Consider the following 21,729-nt stretch of genomic DNA (forward strand, 5'->3'; position numbering starts at 1 on the left):
ACCGCTACCATAACGGTCCCGCCTCCTTAAGGGCCTGGGTTATTTCCGCAGGGGTCAGCGGACGCGGATAATTATACATAACCCCGCCGGGCCGTTCATTATAATAAGGACGGTTACAGCCGCTGCAGCCACTGGTTTCGAAGGCTTTGCCGTCAGCCAGCAAAGCCGCCAGCTCTCTGGCCGGCAACTTGATGCCTGTCAGCCTTCCGTCCGCAAATTGAAAAATACCTCCTGAGTAACCTTGTCTTAACAGATAGTGGGCAATCTGCAACCGCCGGTAGTGGCCAATGGCCGGCGGCTGCTTTTCTTCCCACGCGGTGCCCCGCACCGGCGTGAAGGCAAACAAGCCCACATGAATTCCCTTCTCCCGGCAGGCAGCCATTGTGCCAACCATTTCTTTTTCTGTTTCCCCTAGACCGGCGATCAAGTGAGTGCTGACCCGTCCGGGCAGTTCCGCAGCGCAGCTCAGTAATAGCTGCCAGCGTTTATCCCATTGACCGCCCTTGACCTCTCCGTAGATATCGGCCGTAGCCGCATCCAGGGCTATCGATACGCGGTCGGCTCCCCGCTCAATTAACTCTTTAGCCTGTGCAACTGTCGCCACATCGGTGGAAATACAGACAGGAATATCACTTTTGCCGGTCAAAGCAGCCAGTGCCGCTATACTTTCCTGCCAGCTTTCCCTGCCCTTGACAATCTGTAAACAGGCCCTTTTTATCCGCCCGCTCCGGTAGGCGGCGCCAATTGCCCCGGTCGCATCGGCTGCCGGAAACTCCGGCCAGGTAACTCTGGACAGCATATCGGACCGGGCCGAGCTGTCCCGGGACTGGGCGCAAAACCGGCAGTTGTTCTGGCATTTTTCCCCCAGCATAACATAAGCCGTTGTTGGCAGGACATCGGTTTTGAGCTGTTTTTTGCCAACAGCAGCCGCCGTACCGGCCGACAGTTTCCAGAGACTCATAAGGCGCAGCACTCCTCTTTGCGGATTACGGTAAGCCCCAGCGCTTCAGCCAGTCTAACAGCGGCCGGCGCCGGATTGACCAGGCTGTCAAAGCCCGTGCGGACAGCCCATTTGTCCAGTTCTTCCCGGTATCGCCCGCCAGGCCGCATACAGCCCAGACTCAGCGGAATATCGGCAAACAGCAGGCGGGCATGGCTTAGCAGGCGGGCTGTCTCTTTAAGCGCCGGCGGCTGCCTGTCGGCGTAGCGCGTGCCGCGGGTCGGCATAAAGACGATAAAGGTCAACGCCTCAGCCCCCAATTCCCGCAGGAGTTCCAAAGCCCGATACTCACCGCTGATCTCACCGCCTTTAAGACCAATACAGATATGCGGCAATACCCGCACGCTTTTCTTAAGCGCCTGGTAGCAAACCACATAATCTTCAGACGTGCGCTGGTTGCCGAATACCTCCTGAATGGTGGCGTCATCGGCCACAAAATCGAACGATACACAATCGGCCAACGGCGCTAACTGTTCAATCACACTTTCACTCACCAGGCCGACATGCATATTAAACCGTCTTGTCTGTTTCAGCTCTGCCAGTTTATCGAGATGATCACCGACGGGCACTGCCCCATTGGCCTGGCAGCCGCCGCTGACCAGCCAGCTGGCACTGTTGTCAGCGCTAGCTGAAGCTATATCATTAAGTGGCTGCATATGCCGCAGATAGTGTCCGCCGCAGTGGGCGCAATTAAGCTCGCACTCAGCGCCTGTCACGCTCACCGGCTTGGTATTTGACGGATACGCAAAACAGATGGTGTCCGGCAGCGGCAGGCGCTCTACCCTTGCCATTTTACCACCGGTTTACGGGCAGCAGTGGCCTCATCCAAACGGCCGACGACTGTTGTGCGCGGCGCGCCTGTGACCAGCGCCGCATCCTGGGCTGCTTCGGCGGCAATCAGGCGCATCGCGGCGATAAACCCGTCAAGTGTTTCTTTGCTTTCCGTCTCAGTTGGTTCGATCATCATGGCTTCTTCGACAATCAGCGGGAAGTAAATGGTAGGCGGGTGATAGCCATAATCCAGCAAACGCTTGGCAATGTCCAGCGTGCGGACACCCTGGTCCTTTTGCAGCTTGGAAGTAAGGATGCATTCATGCATGCAAAAGCGGTCAAACGGCGCATGAAAAGCGTCTTTAAGCCGATGGAGGCAATAGTTGGCATTGAGTACTGCATCCTGGCTGGCGGCTTGCAAACCGTCCGGCCCCATGGCCCGGATATAGGCGTAGGCTCTGACAATAACACCGAAGTTACCGTAAAAAGAATGCACCTTGCCAATACTGAGCGGCCGGTCTTCCTCCCAGCGGTAAGCATCGTGTTCCTTAACAATAACCGGTACCGGCAGGAAAGGAATGAGTTCTTTTTTTACGCCAATCGGTCCTGAACCCGGCCCGCCGCCGCCATGCGGCGTACTAAAGGTTTTGTGCAGGTTAAAGTGCACTACGTCAAAGCCCATATCTCCGGGGCGGGTTATACCCATAATGGCGTTGGCATTGGCGCCGTCATAATAAAGAAGACCGCCGGCATCATGCACAATTTTAGCGATTTCTTCGATATTTTTTTCAAACAGTCCGAGCGTACTGGGATTGGTCAGCATCAGCGCCGCTGTATCCGCGCCGACCGCCGCACGTAAGGCTTCCAGATCAACAGCGCCGTCGGCGTGGGATTTGATTTCCACAATATCGAGGCCGCAGACCGTTGCAGTAGCCGGATTGGTGCCGTGGGCCGAGTCCGGCACAATTACCTTGGTCCGGTTTTGCCCCCGGTGCCGGTGAAAGGCGCGAATGAGCTTAAGACCTGTCAGTTCGCCGTGGGCGCCGGCCACCGGCTGCATGGTCACGGCATCCATGCCGGCGATTTCGGCCAGATACTGTTCCATGTTGTAGAGCATTTCCAAAGCCCCCTGCACAGTTTCACTGTCCTGCAGAGGATGAATCTGAGCCAGGCCGGGCAGCCGGCTGACGTCTTCGTTAATTTTAGGATTATATTTCATAGTACAGGACCCCAGCGGGTAAAAACCGGAGTCCACGCCGAAATTCCGCCCGGCCAAACCGGTGTAATGGCGCATCAGGTCCGGCTGACTGACTTCAGGCAATTTAGCCGGCTCCTGCCGTAAAAAACCGGCGGGAATCAAGGTATCCGCCTCCACTGCCGGCACGTCTGAGACCGGCAGGTCAATGGCGCACCGGCCCGGTTTGCTTAACTCAAAAATTAAGGCCTTTTTCTGTCCCATACTCATAGCATCGCCCCCAGTCCGGCTGTCAGCCTGTCAATTTCCTGCCGCGACCGTTTCTCCGTAACTGCCAGGAGCATACAGCCGGCCAGTTCAGGATAGTAAGTGCCCAGGTCGAGTCCGCCGATAATTTTCTCGTTCAGCAGCCGCTGATTGATTTCGCTAACCGGCTTATTAACCCGCAGGGCGAACTCTTTAAAAAACGGAGCGGTAAATATTGCTTCACAACCTTGGACAGCAGTCAGTTCACGGTAGGCATAATGGGCTTTTTGCAGAGACTGCAGCGCGACTTGCCGAAAGCCTTCTTTACCTACGGTATTTAAGTACACAGCCGCAGCCAGGGCGCACAGCGCTTCATTTGAGCAAATATTCGAAGTGGCTTTTTCCCGGCGGATATGCTGCTCGCGGGCCTGGAGCGTCAGAACAAAGCCGCGGTTGCCGGCCTGATCGGTTGTCTGGCCGACAATTCGTCCGGGCATTTTGCGCATTAGCTTCTCGGTAGTGGCAAAGAAGCCAAGGTAGGGACCGCCAAACGACAGGGGAATGCCTAAACCCTGTCCTTCTCCGACCACAATATCGGCGCCCAGTTTGCCAGGTGCCTCAAGCAAAGCCAGGGAAACAGGATCAACGGCTGTAATCAGAAGCGCCCCCTGGGCGTGGGCTAATGCGGCCATGGCTTTGATATCTTCCAGACAGCCAAAAAAGTTGGGCGTCTGGATAATAACCGCCGCTACCGCTTTACTCAATTTAGCCGCTGCTTCGTTGCTGTCAATCTGACCGTCGGTATAGCCAAGCTCGTTCAACGTATAGCCGCGATCAATGGCATAGGTATTGAGAACGGTACGGTAATGGGGGTGAACGGTCTTAGCCACTAAAAACTCGCTGCGTCCGGTTGCCCCGGCTGCCATCATAGCCGCTTCGGCCAGGCCTGTGCCGCCATCATACAGGGACGCGTTGGCTACCGCCATGCCAGTTATTTCTGCGATCAGACTCTGGTATTCCCATAAAGCCTGCAAATAGCCCTGAGCTATCTCCGGCTGATACTGGGTATATGCTGTATAAAACGCCGATTGCCTGAGCACATGGTCTACGACGCTGGGTATGTAGTGATCATAGGCGCCTGCGCCGAGAAAACAGGCATAATCAGCCGTACTGGCATTTTTTTCGGCCAGTTTAGTCAAATGACCGGCCAATTCCGGTTCCGACAAGGCGGCCGGCAGCGCGAGCGGACGGTCCAGACGCAAAGCGGCCGGGATATCAACAAACAGATCGCCGGTCTCTTTCACCCCGATAGCCTGCAGCATACTCTCCCGGTCTTCACAGGTATGGGGCAGATAACTCCGCCGCATCTTAATGTCCTCCTTCGGCGATCAGCTTTTCATAGGCTTCACTGTCCAGGAGTCCGGCAAGCTCGGACTCATCGGTCAATTCCAGTTTGGCAATCCAACCTCCACCGTACGGGTCCTGATTAACCGTTTCCGGGGCGTCGGCCAAGCTTTCATTGGCGGCAATAACCTTGCCGCCAACCGGAGCATAGATATCAGATACCGCTTTCACCGATTCTACTACCGACAAACCCTGCTGGGCGGCAATTTCAGCGCCTTCCTCCGGCAGTTCGACAAAAACCACATCCCCCAGTTGCGACTGGGCATAGTCAGTTATACCAATCGTGACCGTATTGCCTTCTATCCTGACCCACTCATGGTCTTTGGAATACTTGAGTTCTTGCGGAATATTCATTGTTATTGCCCCTTTCGATGATAAAATGGTTTCTTTATCACTTCGGCGGGAACCTGTTTCCCGCGGATTTCAATGGCAAAGCTCTGACCCGCTATGGCGTAGTCGGCCTCAACCAGTGCCAGGCCAATATTTTCTCCCAGGGTCGGCGCATACGAGCCGGTAGTCACTGTTCCAATCCGGCGTCCGTCAAGCATCACCGGATACTCCGCCCGGGGAATTCCCCGCCCTGTCAGGACAAAGCCGATTGATTTACGTCTAACGCCGTTCTGCCGCTGTTCAGCCAAGACCTCCCCGCCGTTAAAATCGCCCTTGGTCAGAGAAACAAATTTACCAAGACCTGCTTCCAGCGGCGTAATTTCCGCCGACAGTTCATGTCCGTACAGCGGCAGTGCCGCCTCAAACCGCAGCGTGTCCCGGCAGCCAAGGCCGGCCGGCGTCAGGTTATATTCCTTGCCTGCCGCCATCAATGCCTCCCACAGCCCGGCCGCCTCGTCCGGCCGGCAATACAGTTCAAAACCGTCTTCGCCGGTATAGCCGGTGCGGGAAAGCATGACGGTTTTACCGGCAACCTGTACCTCCGGCAGAAACCAGTAATATTTGAGATTAGTCAGCGGCACATCAGTAAGCTTCGCCAGGATGGCATAAGCCGACGGACCCTGCAGGGCCAGTTCTGCGGTATCCGCCGATAAGTTGGCAAGCTCTACCTTGTATCCTGCACTGTTTTCCTTAAGCCAGTTCCAATCCTTGTCAATATTGGCCGCATTAATAACCAGCAGATATTTTTCCTGGCTGTACTTATAAATCAGAAGGTCATCCACCGTTCCGCCATCAGGATAACACATCGGCGTATACTGGACCTGGGTCTCGGCTAACCTGGCAACGTCATTGGTTACCAGCTTCTGCAAAAATTCCAGGGCCTCAGGGCCCTCAACAAGCACCTCGCCCATATGGGAAACGTCGAATAAGCCCGCCTTCTCCCTGACCGCCTTATGTTCTTCCAGAATGCCCGCATACTGGATGGGGAGCAGCCAGCCGCCGAACTCAACAATCTTTCCCCCATACTTTATATGGGTTTCATAAAGCGGCGTCTGCTTTGCTGTCATGCAAATCATCTCCTTTTCTTTATAGGATAACCAACGTACGAAATCATCCACCTGCCGAAAGCCTAAAAATGGACAAAATAAAACAGAGGCAAAGTGGATTAATTCCCTTTGCCTCTGTCCGTTGTACCTGAGAGATTTGCCCCTGTCAGGGCTCCCCATCGGTGACACCCTATAAACGGGTGTGCTCTCCAGAGTATAGTCCGGCTACAGTCCTTTTGCCTGAGAGTTTGACAAAGTGCTTACTCCTTCGGCGCCGCCTTCAAGGCAGTCTCTCCTATAACCATCATCCTGATAATATTTGGTTGTTAGCTCAATTCTAACAAAGGAAAAGAATACCTGTCAATACAAAACTATATTACTTGATTACATCGACACCCATGTAAGGCCGTAACAATTCAGGCACAATAACAGATCCGTCTTCTTGCTGGTAGTTTTCTAAAATCGCGGCCACTGTCCGGCCGATAGCAACCCCGGAACCGTTCAGAGTATGAACAAACTCCGGCTTGGCTTTGGGTTCACGACGGAATTTGATTTCAGCCCGTCGGGCCTGGAAATCTTCAAAGTTGGAACAGGACGAAATCTCACGGTACGTATTAAAGCTGGGCAGCCAAACCTCCAGATCATACGTTTTGGCTGAGGAGAAGCCCATATCACCGGTGCATAAGAGTACCGTCCGGTGCGGCAAGCCTAACAACTGCAACACCTTCTCGGCATTGAGCGTGAGTTTTTCCAGTTCGTTATACGACTCCTCGGGCAGGCTGAATTTAACCATTTCCACCTTGTTAAACTGATGCTGGCGGATCAGGCCGCGGGTATCCCTGCCGGCCGCCCCGGCTTCAGCCCGGAAACAGGCGCTGTAGGCCGTGTAATAAAGCGGCAGGTCTTTGGCATCCAGAATCTCCTGCCGATGCAGATTGGTAATCGGCACCTCGGCAGTCGGAATGAGGTAGTACTCAAGCCCCTCCAGTTTAAACATATCCTGGGCGAATTTGGGCAACTGGCCGGTGCCGGTCATGCTGGCCTCATTAACGATAAAAGGCGGAAAAAATTCAGTATAGCCATGTTCCCTGGTATGCAGGTCAAGCATAAAGTTTATCAGCGAGCGTTCCAGCCGGGAGCCCAATCCTTTGTAGAAGGTAAACCGGGCGCCGGTTACCTTGCCACCCCGCTCGAAATCAAGAATCCCCAGTTTTTCACCAATCTCCCAGTGCGCCTTGGGCTCAAAGGCAAACTCCCGCGGCGCGCCCCAGCGGCGAACTTCCTGGTTGTCATGCTCATCTTTGCCTACCGGCACAGTATCACTGGGCACATTGGGAATACTCATAATAATAGCGGTAAGTGCAGCCTCAACGTCCTTGATCTTTGCGTCAATACCGCCAATGCGGTCGCCTACTTCCCTCATTTCGACAATCATATCGTCGGCATTCTCGCCGGCTTTCTTCTTCTTGCTGATTTCCTGGGAAACCGTGTTCCGCTTGTTTTTTAAGACTTCTACTTCTGCCAGCAGCTCACGCCGTTCTTTCTCCCGGCTGATAAACTCGGCCAGGCTCATGGCTGCTCCCCGGCTTTTCAGGGCCTGTTCGACCTTGTCGGGGTTATCTCGTACAAATTTAATGTCTAACATGGTATAGATATACCTCCTTAACGTAAAAAAGCCCCGTCCCTGATTTAGGGACGGGAGCTGTCTTTTCTTCTCCCGCGTTGCCACCCTGATTGACTCTTATAAGTCCGCTCGGCACGCGTAACGGGCGTGGTCCGTGCGGCTCCTCGCCGCATGCTCCCCGGGTGGATAACATAATTATGTTGCCGGCTCACACCTGCCGCCAGCTCTCTGAGAACCTTAATTATGTCTTGCCCTGTCATTGCAGATATCAATATAAAGATACACTATATTATGCAGTATAAAATTATACATTATTCAACATTATTTGTAAAGTACTGGCAACTTGTCACTTTTAATTATCATACACTGGCCAGTTTTAAGCTCCATAATCCGCACAGCGGCCAATAAAGTCAATAAACCACCGGCTTATTGCCGGATCAAACTGGCTGCCGGCGCAATCGGCTATTTCTGTCAGCGCCGCCGCTATGCTGAGCGGTTCCCGGCGATAGCACCGAACTGTCGTCATAGCGTCAAAACTATCGCATATCGCCAGCATCCGGCTAAAAAACGGGATTTGCTCACCGGCAAGCCCTGTTCCATACCCCTGTCCGTCGTAGCGCTCATGGTGATGGCGTACGATTTCCGCCACCTTTTCCAACCCGCCAACTTCAGCTAAAATACTTGCACCAATATCCGGATGCTGCCTGATAACAGCAAACTCTTCTTCTGTCAGGCGGCCGACTTTATTAAGAATATGGTCAGGCACGCCGATCTTGCCGACATCATGGACAATCCCGACAACGTAAGCCATTGTAACGTCTTCGACTGGCAATTCGACATACTCGGCAAAACTGGCCATCAACCGGGCCACATTTTTGCTATGCTCAATTGTATAGCAGTCGCGCTCGCCGATTACGCGGCAAAACGTTTGAATTACGCTCATACATCGGCGTCCTTTCTCCCATTATAGGTGCGATTTACTACCAATGTCACTTTCATTCTAATTGTCATAAGTAAGGAGCGTCAAGAAGAATTTTTCTTACATTTTCCATGAATTTTATTAATATATAATAAGTTGAGATTGCCCTTATCCAGCCGAAAGTTATACTTTCTGACAGGATAAAAAGGAGTTCAGCCCTGCTAAGCGAACTAGAGTAGTGAGGTGAAACCAATGACATACACCACTCACGAACAATTGGAGCAGGCCCTCCTGGTCTGTACCGCCTGTCCTCTCCGCCAGGATGCTGTCGGTCCGACGTCCTACAATGGCTCGCCCTTAAGCCCGCTGGCTATTGTCGGCGAGGGTCCGGGCGGCGTCGAGGATGAATATGGCGTTCCCCTTGTTGGCCCGTCCGGGCAATTACTGGACAAAGCCCTGGCCAGCGTCGGTATTACCCGTGATAGAATTTATACAACTAATGTAATTAAATGCCGGCCCAAGAACAACCGTACACCAACTGTGGAAGAAGGCCAATTTTGTGCCGAAGCCTGGCTGGATCAGGAGTTAGCGTTCGTCCATCCCAAAGTTATTATCGCGCTGGGCAGCGTCGCCCTAAAATACCTGCTGTCGCCCAATGCCCGCATCACCAAGGACCGCGGCAAATGGTTCACCACTAAATATGACATTCCCGCCCTGGCTACCTATCATCCGGCTTATCTGCTCCGTCTTACCGGCAAAGATTTGATCAAGGCTAAATGGGAGGTCTTTTACGATCTGAAGGCCGTCGTGGAAAAATGCCAGGAATTGGCTCCTGAATATAATTTAAAATCACCTGAACCGCCTGATTTACTGGCATTGTACAGTGAACGGCGCGAGCAAAGAAAAAAAGAGCGGTAGACAGTCACAGGCTGTATACCGTTTTTTTACTACTTTTAGAATAATTCTATATACACAGCGAAAACAGCATGATTTTCTTTAGCGGATAATGTACCATGTATATAAATACAAAAGGAGGGATTTATATGCAGTCATCCGCCTGCCCTCAGGCGCTGCCAACGCCTGAATCGTTTATGAAACGGTTTGGCCTGGCTATCGCCCTGCTTGCCTTGCTGGCTGTCATCGCGTTGCCTACGCCGGAAGGCCTGCCAGTCGCAGGCCAGCGCATGCTCGGTATCTTATTATTTTCCATTATCGTCTGGATGAGTGATGCGATCTCCTATCCGGTAAGCGCCGCCGTAATCATGACATTGATGGCCTTCCTACTGGGAATGTCGCCGGATGTGGCCAAACCCCAGCAATTACTGGGAACCTCGCAGGCGCTGACCCTGGCGCTGGGCGGTTTTAGCAATACGGCTCTGGCGCTGGTCGGCGGCGCTCTCTTCATCGCGGCCGCTATGATGCAAACAGGACTTGACAAACGTATTGCGCTGGTGGTGTTGTCGAAAATCGGCGCCAAAACCAGCCGTGTTCTTGCCGGGGTTATCCTGGTCGGCTTTATTCTCAGCTTCTTTGTTCCCAGTACCACGGCCCGGGTTTCCTGCATGGTCCCCATTGTCATGGGCATCATCCTGGCCTTCGGCGTAGATAAAAAGAGTCGGTTTGCCGCCGTTATGATGATTGCCACCGCCCAGGCTGATAGCATCTGGAATGTCGGCATAAAAACAGCGGCAGCGCAAAATATGATTGCTATGGGCTTTATCGAAAAACAGCTGGGCAAATATATTACCTGGCTGGATTGGTTTATTGCCGCCGCACCGTTTGCCATTGTAATGTCGCTTGTTCTTTATTATGTGCTCCTCAAACTAATGCCGCCGGAGACTGAGGAAATTGCCGGCGGCAAAGAAGCCATCGCCCGCGCCCTGAAAGAGTTGGGTCCAATGTCCCTGTCCGAGAAAAAGCTCATGCTCACTTCGGTAATCCTGCTCTTCTTCTGGTCAACCGAGAAAATTGTTCATCCTTTCGATACTTCCTCCACAACAATTGCCGCTATCGCCTTCATGCTATTACCGGGGATTGGTATCATGACCTGGAAACAGGCGCAGGAAAAAATCCCCTGGGGCACCCTCATTCTTTTCGGGGTCGGCATTAGCCTGGGTTCTGCCATTTTGAGCACCAAGGCCGCCGCCTGGCTGGCCAAAATCATTGTCAGCTGGTTTGGCTTGCAGACTATGCCGGCCCTTATCATCCTGGCCGTTATCGCCGCTTTTCTGATTATTATCCACTTAGGCTTTGCCAGCGCCACCGCTCTGGCTGCCGCCATGATCCCCATTATCATCTCTATCCTGCAGAGCGTAAAGACTCCAGGCATCAACGTTGTCGGGCTGACCATGATCCTGCAGTATGTTGTAAGTTTCGGTTTTATCCTGCCGGTTAACGCGCCGCAGAATATGGTCGCCTATGGGACCGAGACGTTTGAGGTACGGGACTTCATTAAAACCGGCATTCCCCTTACAATTATCGCCTACCTGCTCATTCTGCTGCTGGGGGCCACGTACTGGAAATGGCTGGGGCTGGTATAAGGCATGAATAAGAATGACTGCTGACAAACCCTGCAGTCGTAAACGTCATTGAAGCGCCGGCGGCCGTTATACACACGGGGAGGTTAAGCGCCAGCGGCGCAGCGTTGTATAATAGTCGCGCTTGCTTGCCTTCACCCAGAAAAAAGTTATACTTACTAACAGAAAAACGAGATTGCTTCTATGTGTGCGCACGCAACGACGAAGGGAAATTTACCCCTGCGGTCCTGGCAAGCCATAACGAAACAATCTCGTTTTATTTTGCTTTACTTATCAATATAATTAATGGCGCTCAGTACGGCAACAAGTCCCTCACCGGTTGCCTTGGCAATCTGCCATGGTTTTCCGGTGCAGTCGCCGGCGGCGAATACGCCGGGAATATTTGTCGACATATCGCGGTTCACCTTGATAACCTCACCGTCGAGTTCCAGTCCTGGCAGCAGGTTTTCCACCGGGTCCGACTGCCGCAGGATGAATACACCGTGCACCTTAAGTTCTTCCTTGTCAGTAACCAGCTTTTCCACCTGTCCGTCGCCCGTAATGGCTTTAGGCTTGGCGGATAATACTTTTACCGGGGCGCGCATACTGCTAAAATCCCCTTTATACTGAGGCAGATAATACACATTGCGGCAAATTTCTCCCAGGAAGGCTGTCTCATGCTCCCCTTCCTGCGTATAAGATATGACAGCCACATCCCGGTCGTCAAACATGCGGCCATCACAGGTGGCGCAGTAACTAACCCCCCGGCCCAATAGTTCGCGCTCTCCCTCAAACAGCAGGGTGCTGACCACCCCGGTGGCAAAAATGACAGCCTTGGCTTCATATGTGTTGGCGGGTGTCAGCAAGGTAAACATGTCACCGGGAAATATATTGAGCACTTTCTCCTTGATCAGCTTGGGGCCGTGGGCCAGCGCATGCCCGGCAAAGTGCTGCATCAGGCCTTTACCGGTAACTTCAGGCAAACCCAGATAGTTATCAACAAGATGGGCTTTTTGCAGTTTCTGGCTAAAATCGAGATGTTCAAACACAGCAATATGCTTGTTGCGGATACGTCCTGTCAACGCCGCCGACAATCCTGCCGGACCACCGCCGATAATGGCAATATCAAATTTGTTGGTTTCTTCAGCCATGCCTATTCCTCCTTGTTTCAACCAAGGTCCCGGGCCACCTGTTTCATACGCTCGCGAATCGGCAGATTGTAAGGACAGCGGGCCTCGCACTCGCCACACTCAATGCAACTGGAGGCTTTGACCTTAGACCCTTGGTACCGCTGCGGGATTGCGGTCTTTAAATCATATCTTGTATATTGCAAGTGAAAAATAAACATCTGGGGAATATCAATCCCTGCCACACAAGGCATACAGTAACCGCAGCGGCGGCAGAAATTGGCGCCCAGCTTCTCGGCCTCAGCCTTAAGCTGGGCCAGTTCCTCGTCAGTTAACGGGGTAAAATCGATAGCCGGAGCCAGGTTTTGGGCCACATGCTCCACCCGGTCCATGCCTGGAATCGCCACTACGCCCGGCTGCTGCAAGACAAACCGCAGTGCCAGGTCCACATGCGATAAGAGGCCGCCTCCCAACGGTTTCATGCCAATAATACCGACATCAGCTGCCTGGGCCAGCGGAAATAACTCCTTCATGGCCCCCTGCTCAACACAGTTGAAAGGAACCTGAACGGTACTAAACTCCCCGGCTTTAACAGCGCGCACCAGCATGTCGACATTATGGCTGGTTATACCGATATGGCCAATTTTACCGGCGGCCTGGGCTTCTTTCAGCGCGGCCAGTGCACCGTCCGGCGCCATTACAGCGTCCCACTCCTGGTCGGTTTTCACATTATGCATTTGGTATATATCAATATACCCGGTTTTCATGTTCGCCAAGCTGGTATTAATATCCTGAGCCATAGCGTCTTTGGTTCTGGCCATGCTCTTAGTAGCCAGATAGTATTCATTGCGGCGTCCGGCTGCATACCGGCCGATCTTTTCCTCACTGTCTGTGTATGCTCTCGCCGTATCAATAAAGTTGATCCCGGCATCCAGGGCAGCGAGTAAAACCTTGCCAGCCTCTTCCATGGTACAGCGCTGCATGGGCAATGCGCCAAAACTTATCGGTGTTACCAAAAGGCCGGTGCGGCCCAAACGTCTTTTTTCCATTAAAGATATTCCCCCTATTGCAGTTGTGAGCCGTCTAAGCCTTTGTCCAAAGCTTCCAGCCTTTCACGGGCATGCCGCGCTTCCGGCGATTCAGGATTGGCCTCTGCTAAAAAGTTTCTATAAGCCTCAATGGCCTCATCAGTACGCTGCTGAATTTCACAGCAAAGCGCTTTATTATGGAAAGCCAGCGCATTACTGGGATCAAGCCGGGCCGAGCGCGTAAAGTCGCCAATAGCCTCATCATAGGCTTTACGTGCCGCCTGGGCGATTCCCCGGAAAAAATACGGCCGGGAGTCCTCCGGGTCCATTTCTATCACCCTGGTAAAATCGGCCACCGCCTCATCCGGCAGGCCTTGCCCCAGATAGGCTGAAGCCCGGATAGCAATGGCCTGGACATTATCGGGCTCAAGTTCAAGTATTTTGTTATAATCGGCCATTGCTTCGTCGTTCATACCTAACTCATAATAAGCCTGTCCTCTTTTTAACAAAGCCCCGGTTTCTTCCGGGAACCGTTCAATTACTTTGCCATAGTCGGCAATGGCTACCGAGAATAAGTTACGGGCAGCAAAAGCGTCGCCCCGGTTCAGGTAGGAACCCATATCGTCCGGCTCAAGCTCAATCGCCTTGCTCAAATCATCAATAGCATGTTCAAGCATGTTATTATTAAGATACAACACACCTCTGTTGGCATAGCTGATCCAGTCCTGAGGATCATAAAAAATAGCCTTGGAATAATCAAGCACTGCATTTTTGATGTCATCCAGCATGGCATACGCACTGCCACGGTGCGAATAATAAGAAGCCTTATTCGCTGTCAACTCGATCGCCTTGTCATAATCGGCAAGCGCCTCTTGGTAATTACAGTCGACGGCTGCAACCACGCCGCGCCAGAAATAGGCATCGCTATTCTCCGGATTTCCGGTCAGTTCCTTGGTGCAGGCGGACAATATCTCGGCCGTCCGGCCAGTTTCATAAAACGCCCGCATTTCCTTACTGAACTGGCTTTCTTCGTTGCTAACGCCGGTACCGCAGCCTGCGCAGCCACAGTCACAAGTCTCGCCACAAGCCGGTTCCTGACAGCCTTTATCCTTATCCATCCTAACAGCTCCTTCGCACATATTGTAATCATTATTAATTACGATAGGTTCGATGTATATTGTACTAATACCTGCTAGTATTGCCAAAATTATCACAGAGCCATCGCAAAAGAAAAGAGATTGCCTGTCTGCCGGCTAATGATAGGAGCACGGGCAGCACCCGCTTTTATCATTACAGACGAAAAGATCAGCAATCCCACGTTCTTTACTATAGTCCTCTTTGCTCAATACCGCTGAACAGAAAACCCAGATGAGCTGTCGAGTTCATGAGTACCAGACGCCATTTTCCATCCTGGTATTCAAAGACGTTAATGCAGGTATTATCCTGTTTAATCTGCCAGAAATGCGACAGATCAATATCCAGGATATCGCATAACACCGCCTTATTAACGGCATCATGGGCGACTACCAATACCGTCTGCCCCTGATGTTTATCGGCCAATTCACGAAAAACCGCCATGGAACGCTCACGGACAGCCGTAATATCTTCCCCTCCCTTTCCCGGCATAGTCACGCCGACAACTGTGGTTTTCCATAATTTAAGCAGCTCCGGATAGGTTTTACCTACCTCATCACTGAGCATGCCTTCCCATTCACCGTGATTAATCTCCAGCAAACGGTCGTCGGTGCTGACAGGCAGGCCGTGATGAGCCACGCACATCATGGCCGTATCAACAGCCCGGCTTAAAGGGCTGGCATAACAAACATCAATGGGAACATCCTTTAGCGCCTTGGCCGCCTGTTGGCCCTGTTCCCGTCCAAACGGGGTTAGCGGTGTATCAATCTGTCCCTGATAACGCCCTTCCTTATTCCAGGTAGTTTCTCCGTGACGAACTAAAATAAACCGGGTTAATGCCATATTTCCTCCTTTAAATTAGAGGCGATTATGATGCACAGGCTCAATATACTACACTGTGGCGTATTGGCCGCATCTACCGCCGTAATTACAAGCACACGGGTTATATGAATCAGGCATTTGCCTGCTGAAAGGCCAGCATCATAGCCTGTAAAGCCTGGCAAGACTCAATGGGAACCGCATTATAGGTTGAAGCCCGGCAGCCGCCGACAGAACGGTGGCCGCTCAAGCCAACAAAACCCTCTTTTTTCGCCTGGTCCAAAAACTTTTTCTCCAGTTCAGGACTCGGCAGGCGGAAGGTTACATTCATCAGCGACCTGGCCTCAGGCTGCGCATGCCCGGTATAAAAGCCATGACTGGCATCAATGGCATCATACAAAAGCGCGGCCTTATCCTGATTGCGTCTGTAAAGAGCAGTAAGGCCACCCTGGTCTTTTACCCACTCCAGCATGAGTTTTACCATATAGATGCTGAAAGTTGGCGGTGTATTATACATAGAGTTATCTTTGGCAAATGTGCCGTATTTTAGCATGGTCGGCAGGTTCTTATCAGCCTGTTCCAAAAAGTCTCGGCGAATTATCACAACCGTAACCCCGGACGGACCGAGATTTTTCTGCGCCCCGGCGTAAATGAGCGCAAATTTACTCACATCAAACGGCCGGGATAAAATATCACTGGACATATCGGCAACAAGCGGTACCGCACCTGTATCGGGGAACTCCTGCCATTCGGTGCCATAAATGGTATTATTAGATGTTATGTGCAGGTAGGCGGTCGATGCATCATACTGCAGCTCCTGGGCGGCCGGAATCCGGCGGTAATTGCCTTCCTGAGCCGAGGCCGCAACAAAAACCTGCCCTAGCCTCTCGGCTTCTTTATAAGCTTTTTCAGACCAGACACCAGTCATGACATAACCTGCCTTTTTGCCTGCAGGCAAAAAGTTCATGGGCAGCATAGCGAACTGGAGACTGGCTCCTCCCTGCAGAAAGAGCACATCATAGCCTGACGGCATAGCCAGCAGTTCCTTCAAGAGTTCAATAGCCTGATTGTGTACGGCTTCATAATCCTTGCCACGGTGGCTATGCTCCATAATGGACATACCTGTATCACTAAAATCAAGTAGTTCGGCTTGGGCTTTTTGCAGTACCGTCAGTGGCAGGGCAGCCGGTCCGGCATTAAAATTATACGCTCTTTTAAAACTGGTTTCCATTAAATCACCTCATAATCAAAATAGAAAGCCCGCCCCATATCCTATACTGGGGCGGGACAAATATCCCACGGTGCCACCCAGTTCGCCCGGCAAAACATGGTCGCACCTGTGCGGATAATAAAAAAACTCTCATCCCCTTCAGGGACGAGAGTTTTTCCCGCGTTGCCACCCATGTTGCCTTCCGGCCAACTTTTGCCGCTATACCGGGCGGAACCCGTCAAATTCGTCATTAGCCGCTCCCAGGTGGAATCAACTGTTACTCGCACCGGCTCGCACCAGCCGCCGGCTCTCTGCAACTTGTAAACAATTAACTTCCTGCTCATCACGTACTCGCTTTTAACTTGTTTTTGATTATATATTATGCGCCGTCGATAGTCAAGTGTATTCTTTGCAAAAACTCGAGGAAACATTCTTACTGTGATGATAGCGATTTTTTTTGTTGCAGGCGCTTTGCGCGCGCGCTCAGTGCAGCCGCCAGAGCGTCATAATCATTGTCAAGCTGACCGGACTGAACTCTTGTCAGCAGATTTTGCTGAAACTGTCCCACGTCAGGACCGCTTCCCAGTTTTGCAGCAATTTCCCGTCCGCTGATACCAAGCTGAGAGACAAAGAACGGTACCTCATTCAGCAGATTTTCTGCAATTTCTTTGACAGCGTTCAGGCCATGGATATCAGGCTGAGTATGCCCCCCCAGCCGGTCTGCCTGGTGCAGCACAAATAGCTGGGCCACTGCTTCCCGGAACTGATTTTCCATCTTGAAACTGACTGCCAGCCTTTTGAGCCATTTGAGCACAGCCGGCGGCTCAGCGGCCGGGAATATCAAATGGTGGCTGATAAGCCACACTACCCGCTCGGCAACCTGCCGCTCCACCCTGAGCCGGTTAAGAATAATGGCCGCCGCCGCCGCACCGGCTTTATCATGCCCCGGGTCGGAAGGCCGGCCTTCCCGGTTGACCGTTCTTACTCCCGGCCAGCCTTTGGCCACATCGTGCAATAGAGCCGCCCAGCGGAGCACAGTTTTACGCGGAGCCAGATCAACAACGGCAAGCGTATGCTGCCAGGCGTTATGACAATGATACCGGGGATTTTGTATAAGACCGACAAGGTGGCAAAGCTCTTCGAGCACAGGTACGGCAAATACCCGGCCTTGCTCCCTGACTTGACACCTTGCCGCAAAGAGCCCGGTCTGCATCATAATCGTCAGTCCTTGTGCGGCAAAGCCGGCAAGTAATGTTTTCTCAATCTCGGCGCGAACCCGTTCGACAGATAACCCTTCCACCCGGCCAATATTGACCGGAATCGCATTAAAGGTTTCCTTGTCCAGACTAAAGCCAAACCTGGCGGCAAAACGCGCCGCCCGGAACATCCTAAGTCCGTCTTCCGCAAAACGCGCCGCCGGCCGGCCGACCGCACGAATAATGCCGGCGGCCAAATCCGCCTGGCCCTTGAACAGATCAATAATAACGCCTTCCGTACTCATGGCCATGGCATTAATGGTGAAATCCCGCCTTGAAAGATCCTGCTCCAGGCCCACCCCCAGGGTAACGGCCTCTGGCCGGTGGCTGTCAGCGCCATAGCATTCACTGCGAAAGGTGGCAACCTCATAGGCTCTGCCGCCGGCTACAACTGCCACCACCCCAAAAGCAGCCCCTACCGTGACGGCTTTCCACCCCTCGGCGTCAGCCACCGCAAGAATTTCCTCAGGTACGGCATTTGTGGCAATGTCAATATCTTCAGGCTGAACACCGCGCAGCAAATCGCGGACAGCACCGCCTACGATATAAGCGGTATATCCGGCTGTAGCTAATGCCTGCATAATTTTTCTGGCTGTATTCATAACTAACTCCTTAACCGCTTACCCGTCGGCCGGTTAATTCCACAAAAACATCTTCCAGGTTACTGTGCCTGAGCGTTGTATTGACCGACAGCGTCCCCGCAAAAGCAGCTGCTTCGGCGCGGTTGCCGAAAAACCGGTACTGGGTCCCTTCGCTTTCCACCCATTCAACAACATAATTTCCCAGTCGTTCGCAAAGCGCCGTAGGACTGTTAAGCGCTATCAGCCGGCCCTTTTCCATAATTGCAACCCGCTGGCAGAGACTCTGCGCTTCCTCAATATAATGGGTAGTCAACAGTACGGTAAGACCGTCAGCATTCAGCCGCCTGATAAGGTCCCATAAGCGCCGTCTGACCTGGGGATCAAGGCCTACTGTCGGCTCATCCAGGAACAACACCCTCGGTCTATGTAATAGCGCCCGGGCAATCATCAGCCGGCGTTTCATTCCGCCTGAAAAGGTATTCACCATATCATCGCCCCGGTCACTAAGCTCGACAAAGTCCAGCAGTTCGGCCATTCGCTCCTGCCTCAGTTGCCGGGGCATATGGTGCAGCCGGCCGTGCAAATCCAGATTTTCCCTGGCAGTAAGGTCAGCATCCAAATTAAAATGCTGGGGCACCACACCAATTACTGACTTGATATTAAGTTCATCCTCAGGAAGGCGCCAGCCATTAATGCGGATGGTACCGGCTGTTGGCCTGGTAAGCATCGTCAGAACCCGTATCGTTGTGGTCTTGCCGGCTCCATTCGGGCCAAGCAGCCCGAAGGTCTCTCCCTGCTCAATTGTCAGAGTGAGATTATCTACCGCCGTACGCTCGCCAAATTTTTTGTATAGACCTGCTATATCAATCATAACTAACCTCGCACAAATTCGTAATAAGTATATTTTTCCACAAACACTGGCAAAGTCCTTCCCGGCGCTGTCTGTCTATAGGCCGAAAGTCCTATATGGAATTTGTCAGCTTAAATGGTATGATAGCAATGTATATCCTATTTTAGGGGGTTACTCCGGGCGTGATTCACATTACACCAGAATTTGATGAATTGCAACAAATATTCGATGCCGCAGGAGATGGCATGTGCGTTATCGCCCGTGATTTTACCATTATGAGGGCCAACGATGCTTTTGCTGTTATGACTGGCACCTCACGCGAACAGATTATTGGCCGAAAGTGCTACGATATCTTTGAACCGTGTTACCATGCCTCCGCGGCTTGTACCTTGCGCCGTATCCTTGAAACAGGCCAGGGCTTCGATACCGACATCACCCTGCACAAGGACACTGCCAGAGAACGGTCATATATTTTAACTGCCACGCCGCTGCTGTCCGCCTGCGGTGAAGTAATCGGCATTGTCAAGAATTTAAAAGATATTACAGAACGTAAACGGTTGGAGCAACAACTGATTAGCGCCAACCAAACCTTGGAAAGACGGGTCACAGAGCGGACGCAAGCGCTTAAAGAACGGGAAAAGCAACTTATCCGCATGATTTATACCGACAACCTCACCGGCCTGCCTAACCGTCTCCGCTTACTTCGTGATGTGGAAGGCTCGCAAGTGCCGGTAGTCGCTCTTATCAATATTGACGGCTTCGAACAGATAAATAATTTTTACGGTTACGCCGAAGGAGATTTTATCCTTGTCAGCCTGGCTAAATTGTTGTCTGCAGCTTTACCCGGCAACGGTTACCGGCTTTACAGGGTGCATGCCGACGAATACGCTATCTTTATGGATGCACGGCAAGTGGCTGACCTGCCCGGCGTCCTGGACAAATTTGAACTTCTGGCCAAACATATCACCTCTGTTATCCCGGCTACCAAGTTCACCAATAATCAACAGCAGGTACTGTTACGGGTAACCATGGGCATTGCGTTCACAACCAGCGCCGATCCCGAAAAGTTGGTCATCAAGGCCGATATCGCCCTGCGCGAAGCCCGTCTTCACCGTAAATCACACCTGTTTTTTCAGGAATCTGCAGGCATAGATGCCCGCTACCAGGATAATATCAAATGGGCAGCCTTACTGCAGGACGCCATAAAGCATGACCGTATCGTACCCTATTTTCAGCCAATCCATAACCATAAAGAGCCCCAAAACCGGCATTATGAAGTCTTGGCCCGCCTTATTGACAATAGAGGCAATATAATCTCCCCTTTTCAATTTATCAATATTGCCAAAGCAACCAAACAATATCCGGCTATTACCAAAGCAATTATCGAAAAATCATTTTTTCTTTTCCGTAATCTGCCTGATGAGATTTCCATAAACCTGGACGTGGAGGATATGGAAGATGCTGCGACAGCCACACTAATTCAAGAACAACTGGCTAAATATAACATAGCCAACCGGGTGGTTTTCGAAGTTTTGGAAAATCACCGTTTGGAAGGAAATTCCGCAGCCGCTCAGTTTTTAAAGACCTTAAAAGCCGCCGGCTGCAAATTGGCGGTCGACGACTTTGGCTCAGGTTACTCTAACTTTGCTTATGTACTGTCGCTCGATTTCGATTATCTGAAGATTGATGCTTCCCTGATAAAAAATATCGATCAGGATGCCAGTTCTCAGGCCATTGTCAAAAGCATCGTCACTTTTACCCAGGATATGGGCATTAAAACCATTGCCGAATTTGTTCATTCCGAATCAGTATTCAGTGCCGTTAAGAATTATAACATCGACTTTTCACAAGGCTTTTATATCGCGAAACCCGGCCCTTGGCCACTGAACTCATAATATAATAAAACAGAAAACCCCGCCATGGTTTGGCGGGGTTTTCTGCAGTCCCTAAAGCTATGGCTTGTATGTACTATTTCTGCTATCAAAGTAAAAGTGGCCTCCCCGGAGGAAAGCCATTTATATATCATGTTTTTTAGAATGGGAAACACATCCACGGATAGCAGCCCTGGCGCGGACGGCAGAATCGTCGTGGGTAGCAGAACCGCCGCGGATTACAATACCAGCGTGGATTACAGCTAAGCGCTAAGCCTAAACCCAAGCCGGCAACAAGAGGCAGTAACTGCCTGTTTTCTCCTGTCTCTGACTCTTCGTCCCAGTCATCGTCGTCATCGTCATCATCGTCGTCCCAGTCATCAATTTCAGGATATTCCCAATAAGGACGCCTTAGGTACGCCATGTAAGTCCCTCCTTTATCTCCGCCTTTGCTACATAATATGCTGACATTTCTATTATTGCTACCGTTAAACTAACGGCCATCGCAAATATCTGATACTATAGCCGTGCGAAGAAGTGAGCGTATGGTATCTTACCGCTCAGAATTGGTAACTAATCTTGCCGTGCGGGTAAAACTTTTCGTATCTGTACAAGCCTCTTGGCGTATATAGAGATTATCTTACTATAAATCATAAAGAAAATCGGCTTGTTCCTACCTGCGGGAAGAAAAAGCCGATCCGGTTCTTGAAAAAAGAATGCGCCTCTGTATTATTATGAGGAG

20 protein-coding genes and 1 riboswitch are annotated in these 21,729 nt (G+C 51.7%); of the genes, 3 read left to right on the plus strand and 17 right to left on the minus strand.

Going from position 1 to position 21,729, the window contains the following annotated elements; translation table 11 throughout:
• Nucleotides 1-4 precede the first annotated feature (4 nt).
• The 8 genes from SATMO3_RS28840 to SATMO3_RS28875 form a co-directional block, all read right to left on the minus strand.
• Nucleotides 5-961 carry a radical SAM protein gene (locus tag SATMO3_RS28840; RefSeq protein ID WP_371374575.1) on the minus strand — a complete coding sequence of 319 codons (957 nt, stop codon included), beginning with the start codon at nt 959-961 and terminating at the stop codon, nt 5-7.
• Nucleotides 958-1,791, minus strand: a complete 834-nt coding sequence (locus SATMO3_RS28845) for a radical SAM protein (RefSeq protein WP_371374577.1) — start codon at nt 1,789-1,791, stop codon at nt 958-960. The genes SATMO3_RS28840 and SATMO3_RS28845 overlap by 4 nt, the downstream gene beginning before the upstream one ends.
• The gene (gcvPB, locus tag SATMO3_RS28850; protein WP_371381817.1) at nt 1,779-3,230 is read right to left on the minus strand and encodes an aminomethyl-transferring glycine dehydrogenase subunit GcvPB; all 1,452 of its coding nucleotides are present in this window, start codon (nt 3,228-3,230) and stop codon (nt 1,779-1,781) included. The genes SATMO3_RS28845 and gcvPB overlap by 13 nt, the downstream gene beginning before the upstream one ends.
• Nucleotides 3,231-3,232: 2 nt before the next feature.
• Nucleotides 3,233-4,579 (minus strand): aminomethyl-transferring glycine dehydrogenase subunit GcvPA, encoded by a 1,347-nt coding sequence (gcvPA, locus tag SATMO3_RS28855; RefSeq protein WP_371374580.1) that lies wholly within the window; start codon nt 4,577-4,579, stop codon nt 3,233-3,235.
• Nucleotide 4,580: 1 nt separating this feature from the next.
• The gene (gcvH, locus tag SATMO3_RS28860) at nt 4,581-4,970 is read right to left on the minus strand and encodes a glycine cleavage system protein GcvH (protein ID WP_371374582.1); all 390 of its coding nucleotides are present in this window, start codon (nt 4,968-4,970) and stop codon (nt 4,581-4,583) included.
• A 2-nt stretch (nt 4,971-4,972) separates the two neighbouring features.
• Nucleotides 4,973-6,073: a glycine cleavage system aminomethyltransferase GcvT gene (gene gcvT, locus SATMO3_RS28865; RefSeq protein WP_371374585.1), complete on the minus strand. Its 1,101-nt coding sequence runs from the start codon at nt 6,071-6,073 to the stop codon at nt 4,973-4,975.
• Between the two features lie 197 nt (nt 6,074-6,270).
• A riboswitch (glycine riboswitch) is annotated at nt 6,271-6,360 on the minus strand.
• Nucleotides 6,361-6,428: 68 nt separating this feature from the next.
• Nucleotides 6,429-7,697, minus strand: coding sequence for a serine--tRNA ligase (serS, locus tag SATMO3_RS28870; RefSeq protein ID WP_371374588.1), 1,269 nt, complete (start codon nt 7,695-7,697; stop codon nt 6,429-6,431).
• A gap of 355 nt (nt 7,698-8,052) precedes the next feature.
• A complete protein-coding gene (locus tag SATMO3_RS28875; RefSeq protein ID WP_371374591.1) occupies nt 8,053-8,619 on the minus strand; it encodes an HD-GYP domain-containing protein in 567 nt (188 codons plus the stop codon).
• 228 nt (nt 8,620-8,847) lie between these two features.
• On the opposite strand from SATMO3_RS28875, the gene SATMO3_RS28880 reads away from it, so the two are divergent.
• Together SATMO3_RS28880 and SATMO3_RS28885 are read left to right on the plus strand one after the other, a co-directional pair.
• Nucleotides 8,848-9,513, plus strand: coding sequence for a uracil-DNA glycosylase (locus SATMO3_RS28880; protein ID WP_371374595.1), 666 nt, complete (start codon nt 8,848-8,850; stop codon nt 9,511-9,513).
• A gap of 125 nt (nt 9,514-9,638) precedes the next feature.
• Nucleotides 9,639-11,135 (plus strand): DASS family sodium-coupled anion symporter, encoded by a 1,497-nt coding sequence (locus tag SATMO3_RS28885; RefSeq protein ID WP_371374598.1) that lies wholly within the window; start codon nt 9,639-9,641, stop codon nt 11,133-11,135.
• A gap of 263 nt (nt 11,136-11,398) precedes the next feature.
• Here SATMO3_RS28885 and SATMO3_RS28890 read toward each other — a convergent pair whose 3' ends face one another.
• From SATMO3_RS28890 to SATMO3_RS28925, 8 genes are all read right to left on the minus strand, one after another.
• Nucleotides 11,399-12,262, minus strand: coding sequence for an NAD(P)/FAD-dependent oxidoreductase (locus SATMO3_RS28890; protein WP_371374601.1), 864 nt, complete (start codon nt 12,260-12,262; stop codon nt 11,399-11,401).
• A 17-nt stretch (nt 12,263-12,279) separates the two neighbouring features.
• Complete coding sequence (locus SATMO3_RS28895; protein ID WP_371374604.1) at nt 12,280-13,287, minus strand: aldo/keto reductase; 1,008 nt, start codon at nt 13,285-13,287, stop codon at nt 12,280-12,282.
• 14 nt (nt 13,288-13,301) lie between these two features.
• Nucleotides 13,302-14,384 carry a tetratricopeptide repeat protein gene (locus SATMO3_RS28900; RefSeq protein ID WP_371374606.1) on the minus strand — a complete coding sequence of 361 codons (1,083 nt, stop codon included), beginning with the start codon at nt 14,382-14,384 and terminating at the stop codon, nt 13,302-13,304.
• Between the two features lie 208 nt (nt 14,385-14,592).
• The gene (locus SATMO3_RS28905) at nt 14,593-15,243 is read right to left on the minus strand and encodes a histidine phosphatase family protein (RefSeq protein ID WP_371374609.1); all 651 of its coding nucleotides are present in this window, start codon (nt 15,241-15,243) and stop codon (nt 14,593-14,595) included.
• 109 nt (nt 15,244-15,352) lie between these two features.
• Nucleotides 15,353-16,450 (minus strand): 3-phosphoserine/phosphohydroxythreonine transaminase, encoded by a 1,098-nt coding sequence (gene serC / locus SATMO3_RS28910; RefSeq protein ID WP_371374611.1) that lies wholly within the window; start codon nt 16,448-16,450, stop codon nt 15,353-15,355.
• Between the two features lie 41 nt (nt 16,451-16,491).
• Nucleotides 16,492-16,773, minus strand: a complete 282-nt coding sequence (locus SATMO3_RS28915) for a hypothetical protein (RefSeq protein WP_371374615.1) — start codon at nt 16,771-16,773, stop codon at nt 16,492-16,494.
• A gap of 89 nt (nt 16,774-16,862) precedes the next feature.
• Nucleotides 16,863-18,287 carry a CCA tRNA nucleotidyltransferase gene (locus SATMO3_RS28920; protein ID WP_371374617.1) on the minus strand — a complete coding sequence of 475 codons (1,425 nt, stop codon included), beginning with the start codon at nt 18,285-18,287 and terminating at the stop codon, nt 16,863-16,865.
• A 10-nt stretch (nt 18,288-18,297) separates the two neighbouring features.
• Complete coding sequence (locus SATMO3_RS28925) at nt 18,298-19,137, minus strand: ABC transporter ATP-binding protein (protein WP_371374620.1); 840 nt, start codon at nt 19,135-19,137, stop codon at nt 18,298-18,300.
• A gap of 161 nt (nt 19,138-19,298) precedes the next feature.
• Here SATMO3_RS28925 and SATMO3_RS28930 point away from each other — a divergent pair, with 161 nt between their 5' ends.
• The gene (locus SATMO3_RS28930; RefSeq protein WP_371374623.1) at nt 19,299-21,011 is read left to right on the plus strand and encodes an EAL domain-containing protein; all 1,713 of its coding nucleotides are present in this window, start codon (nt 19,299-19,301) and stop codon (nt 21,009-21,011) included.
• Nucleotides 21,012-21,147: 136 nt separating this feature from the next.
• On the opposite strand, the gene SATMO3_RS28935 is transcribed toward SATMO3_RS28930, so the two are convergent.
• Nucleotides 21,148-21,411, minus strand: coding sequence for a hypothetical protein (locus SATMO3_RS28935; protein ID WP_371374625.1), 264 nt, complete (start codon nt 21,409-21,411; stop codon nt 21,148-21,150).
• Nucleotides 21,412-21,729 lie beyond the last annotated feature (318 nt).

The sequence above is a fragment of the Sporomusa aerivorans genome (assembly GCF_041428895.1).
GTDB lineage: Bacteria > Bacillota > Negativicutes > Sporomusales > Sporomusaceae > Sporomusa > Sporomusa aerivorans.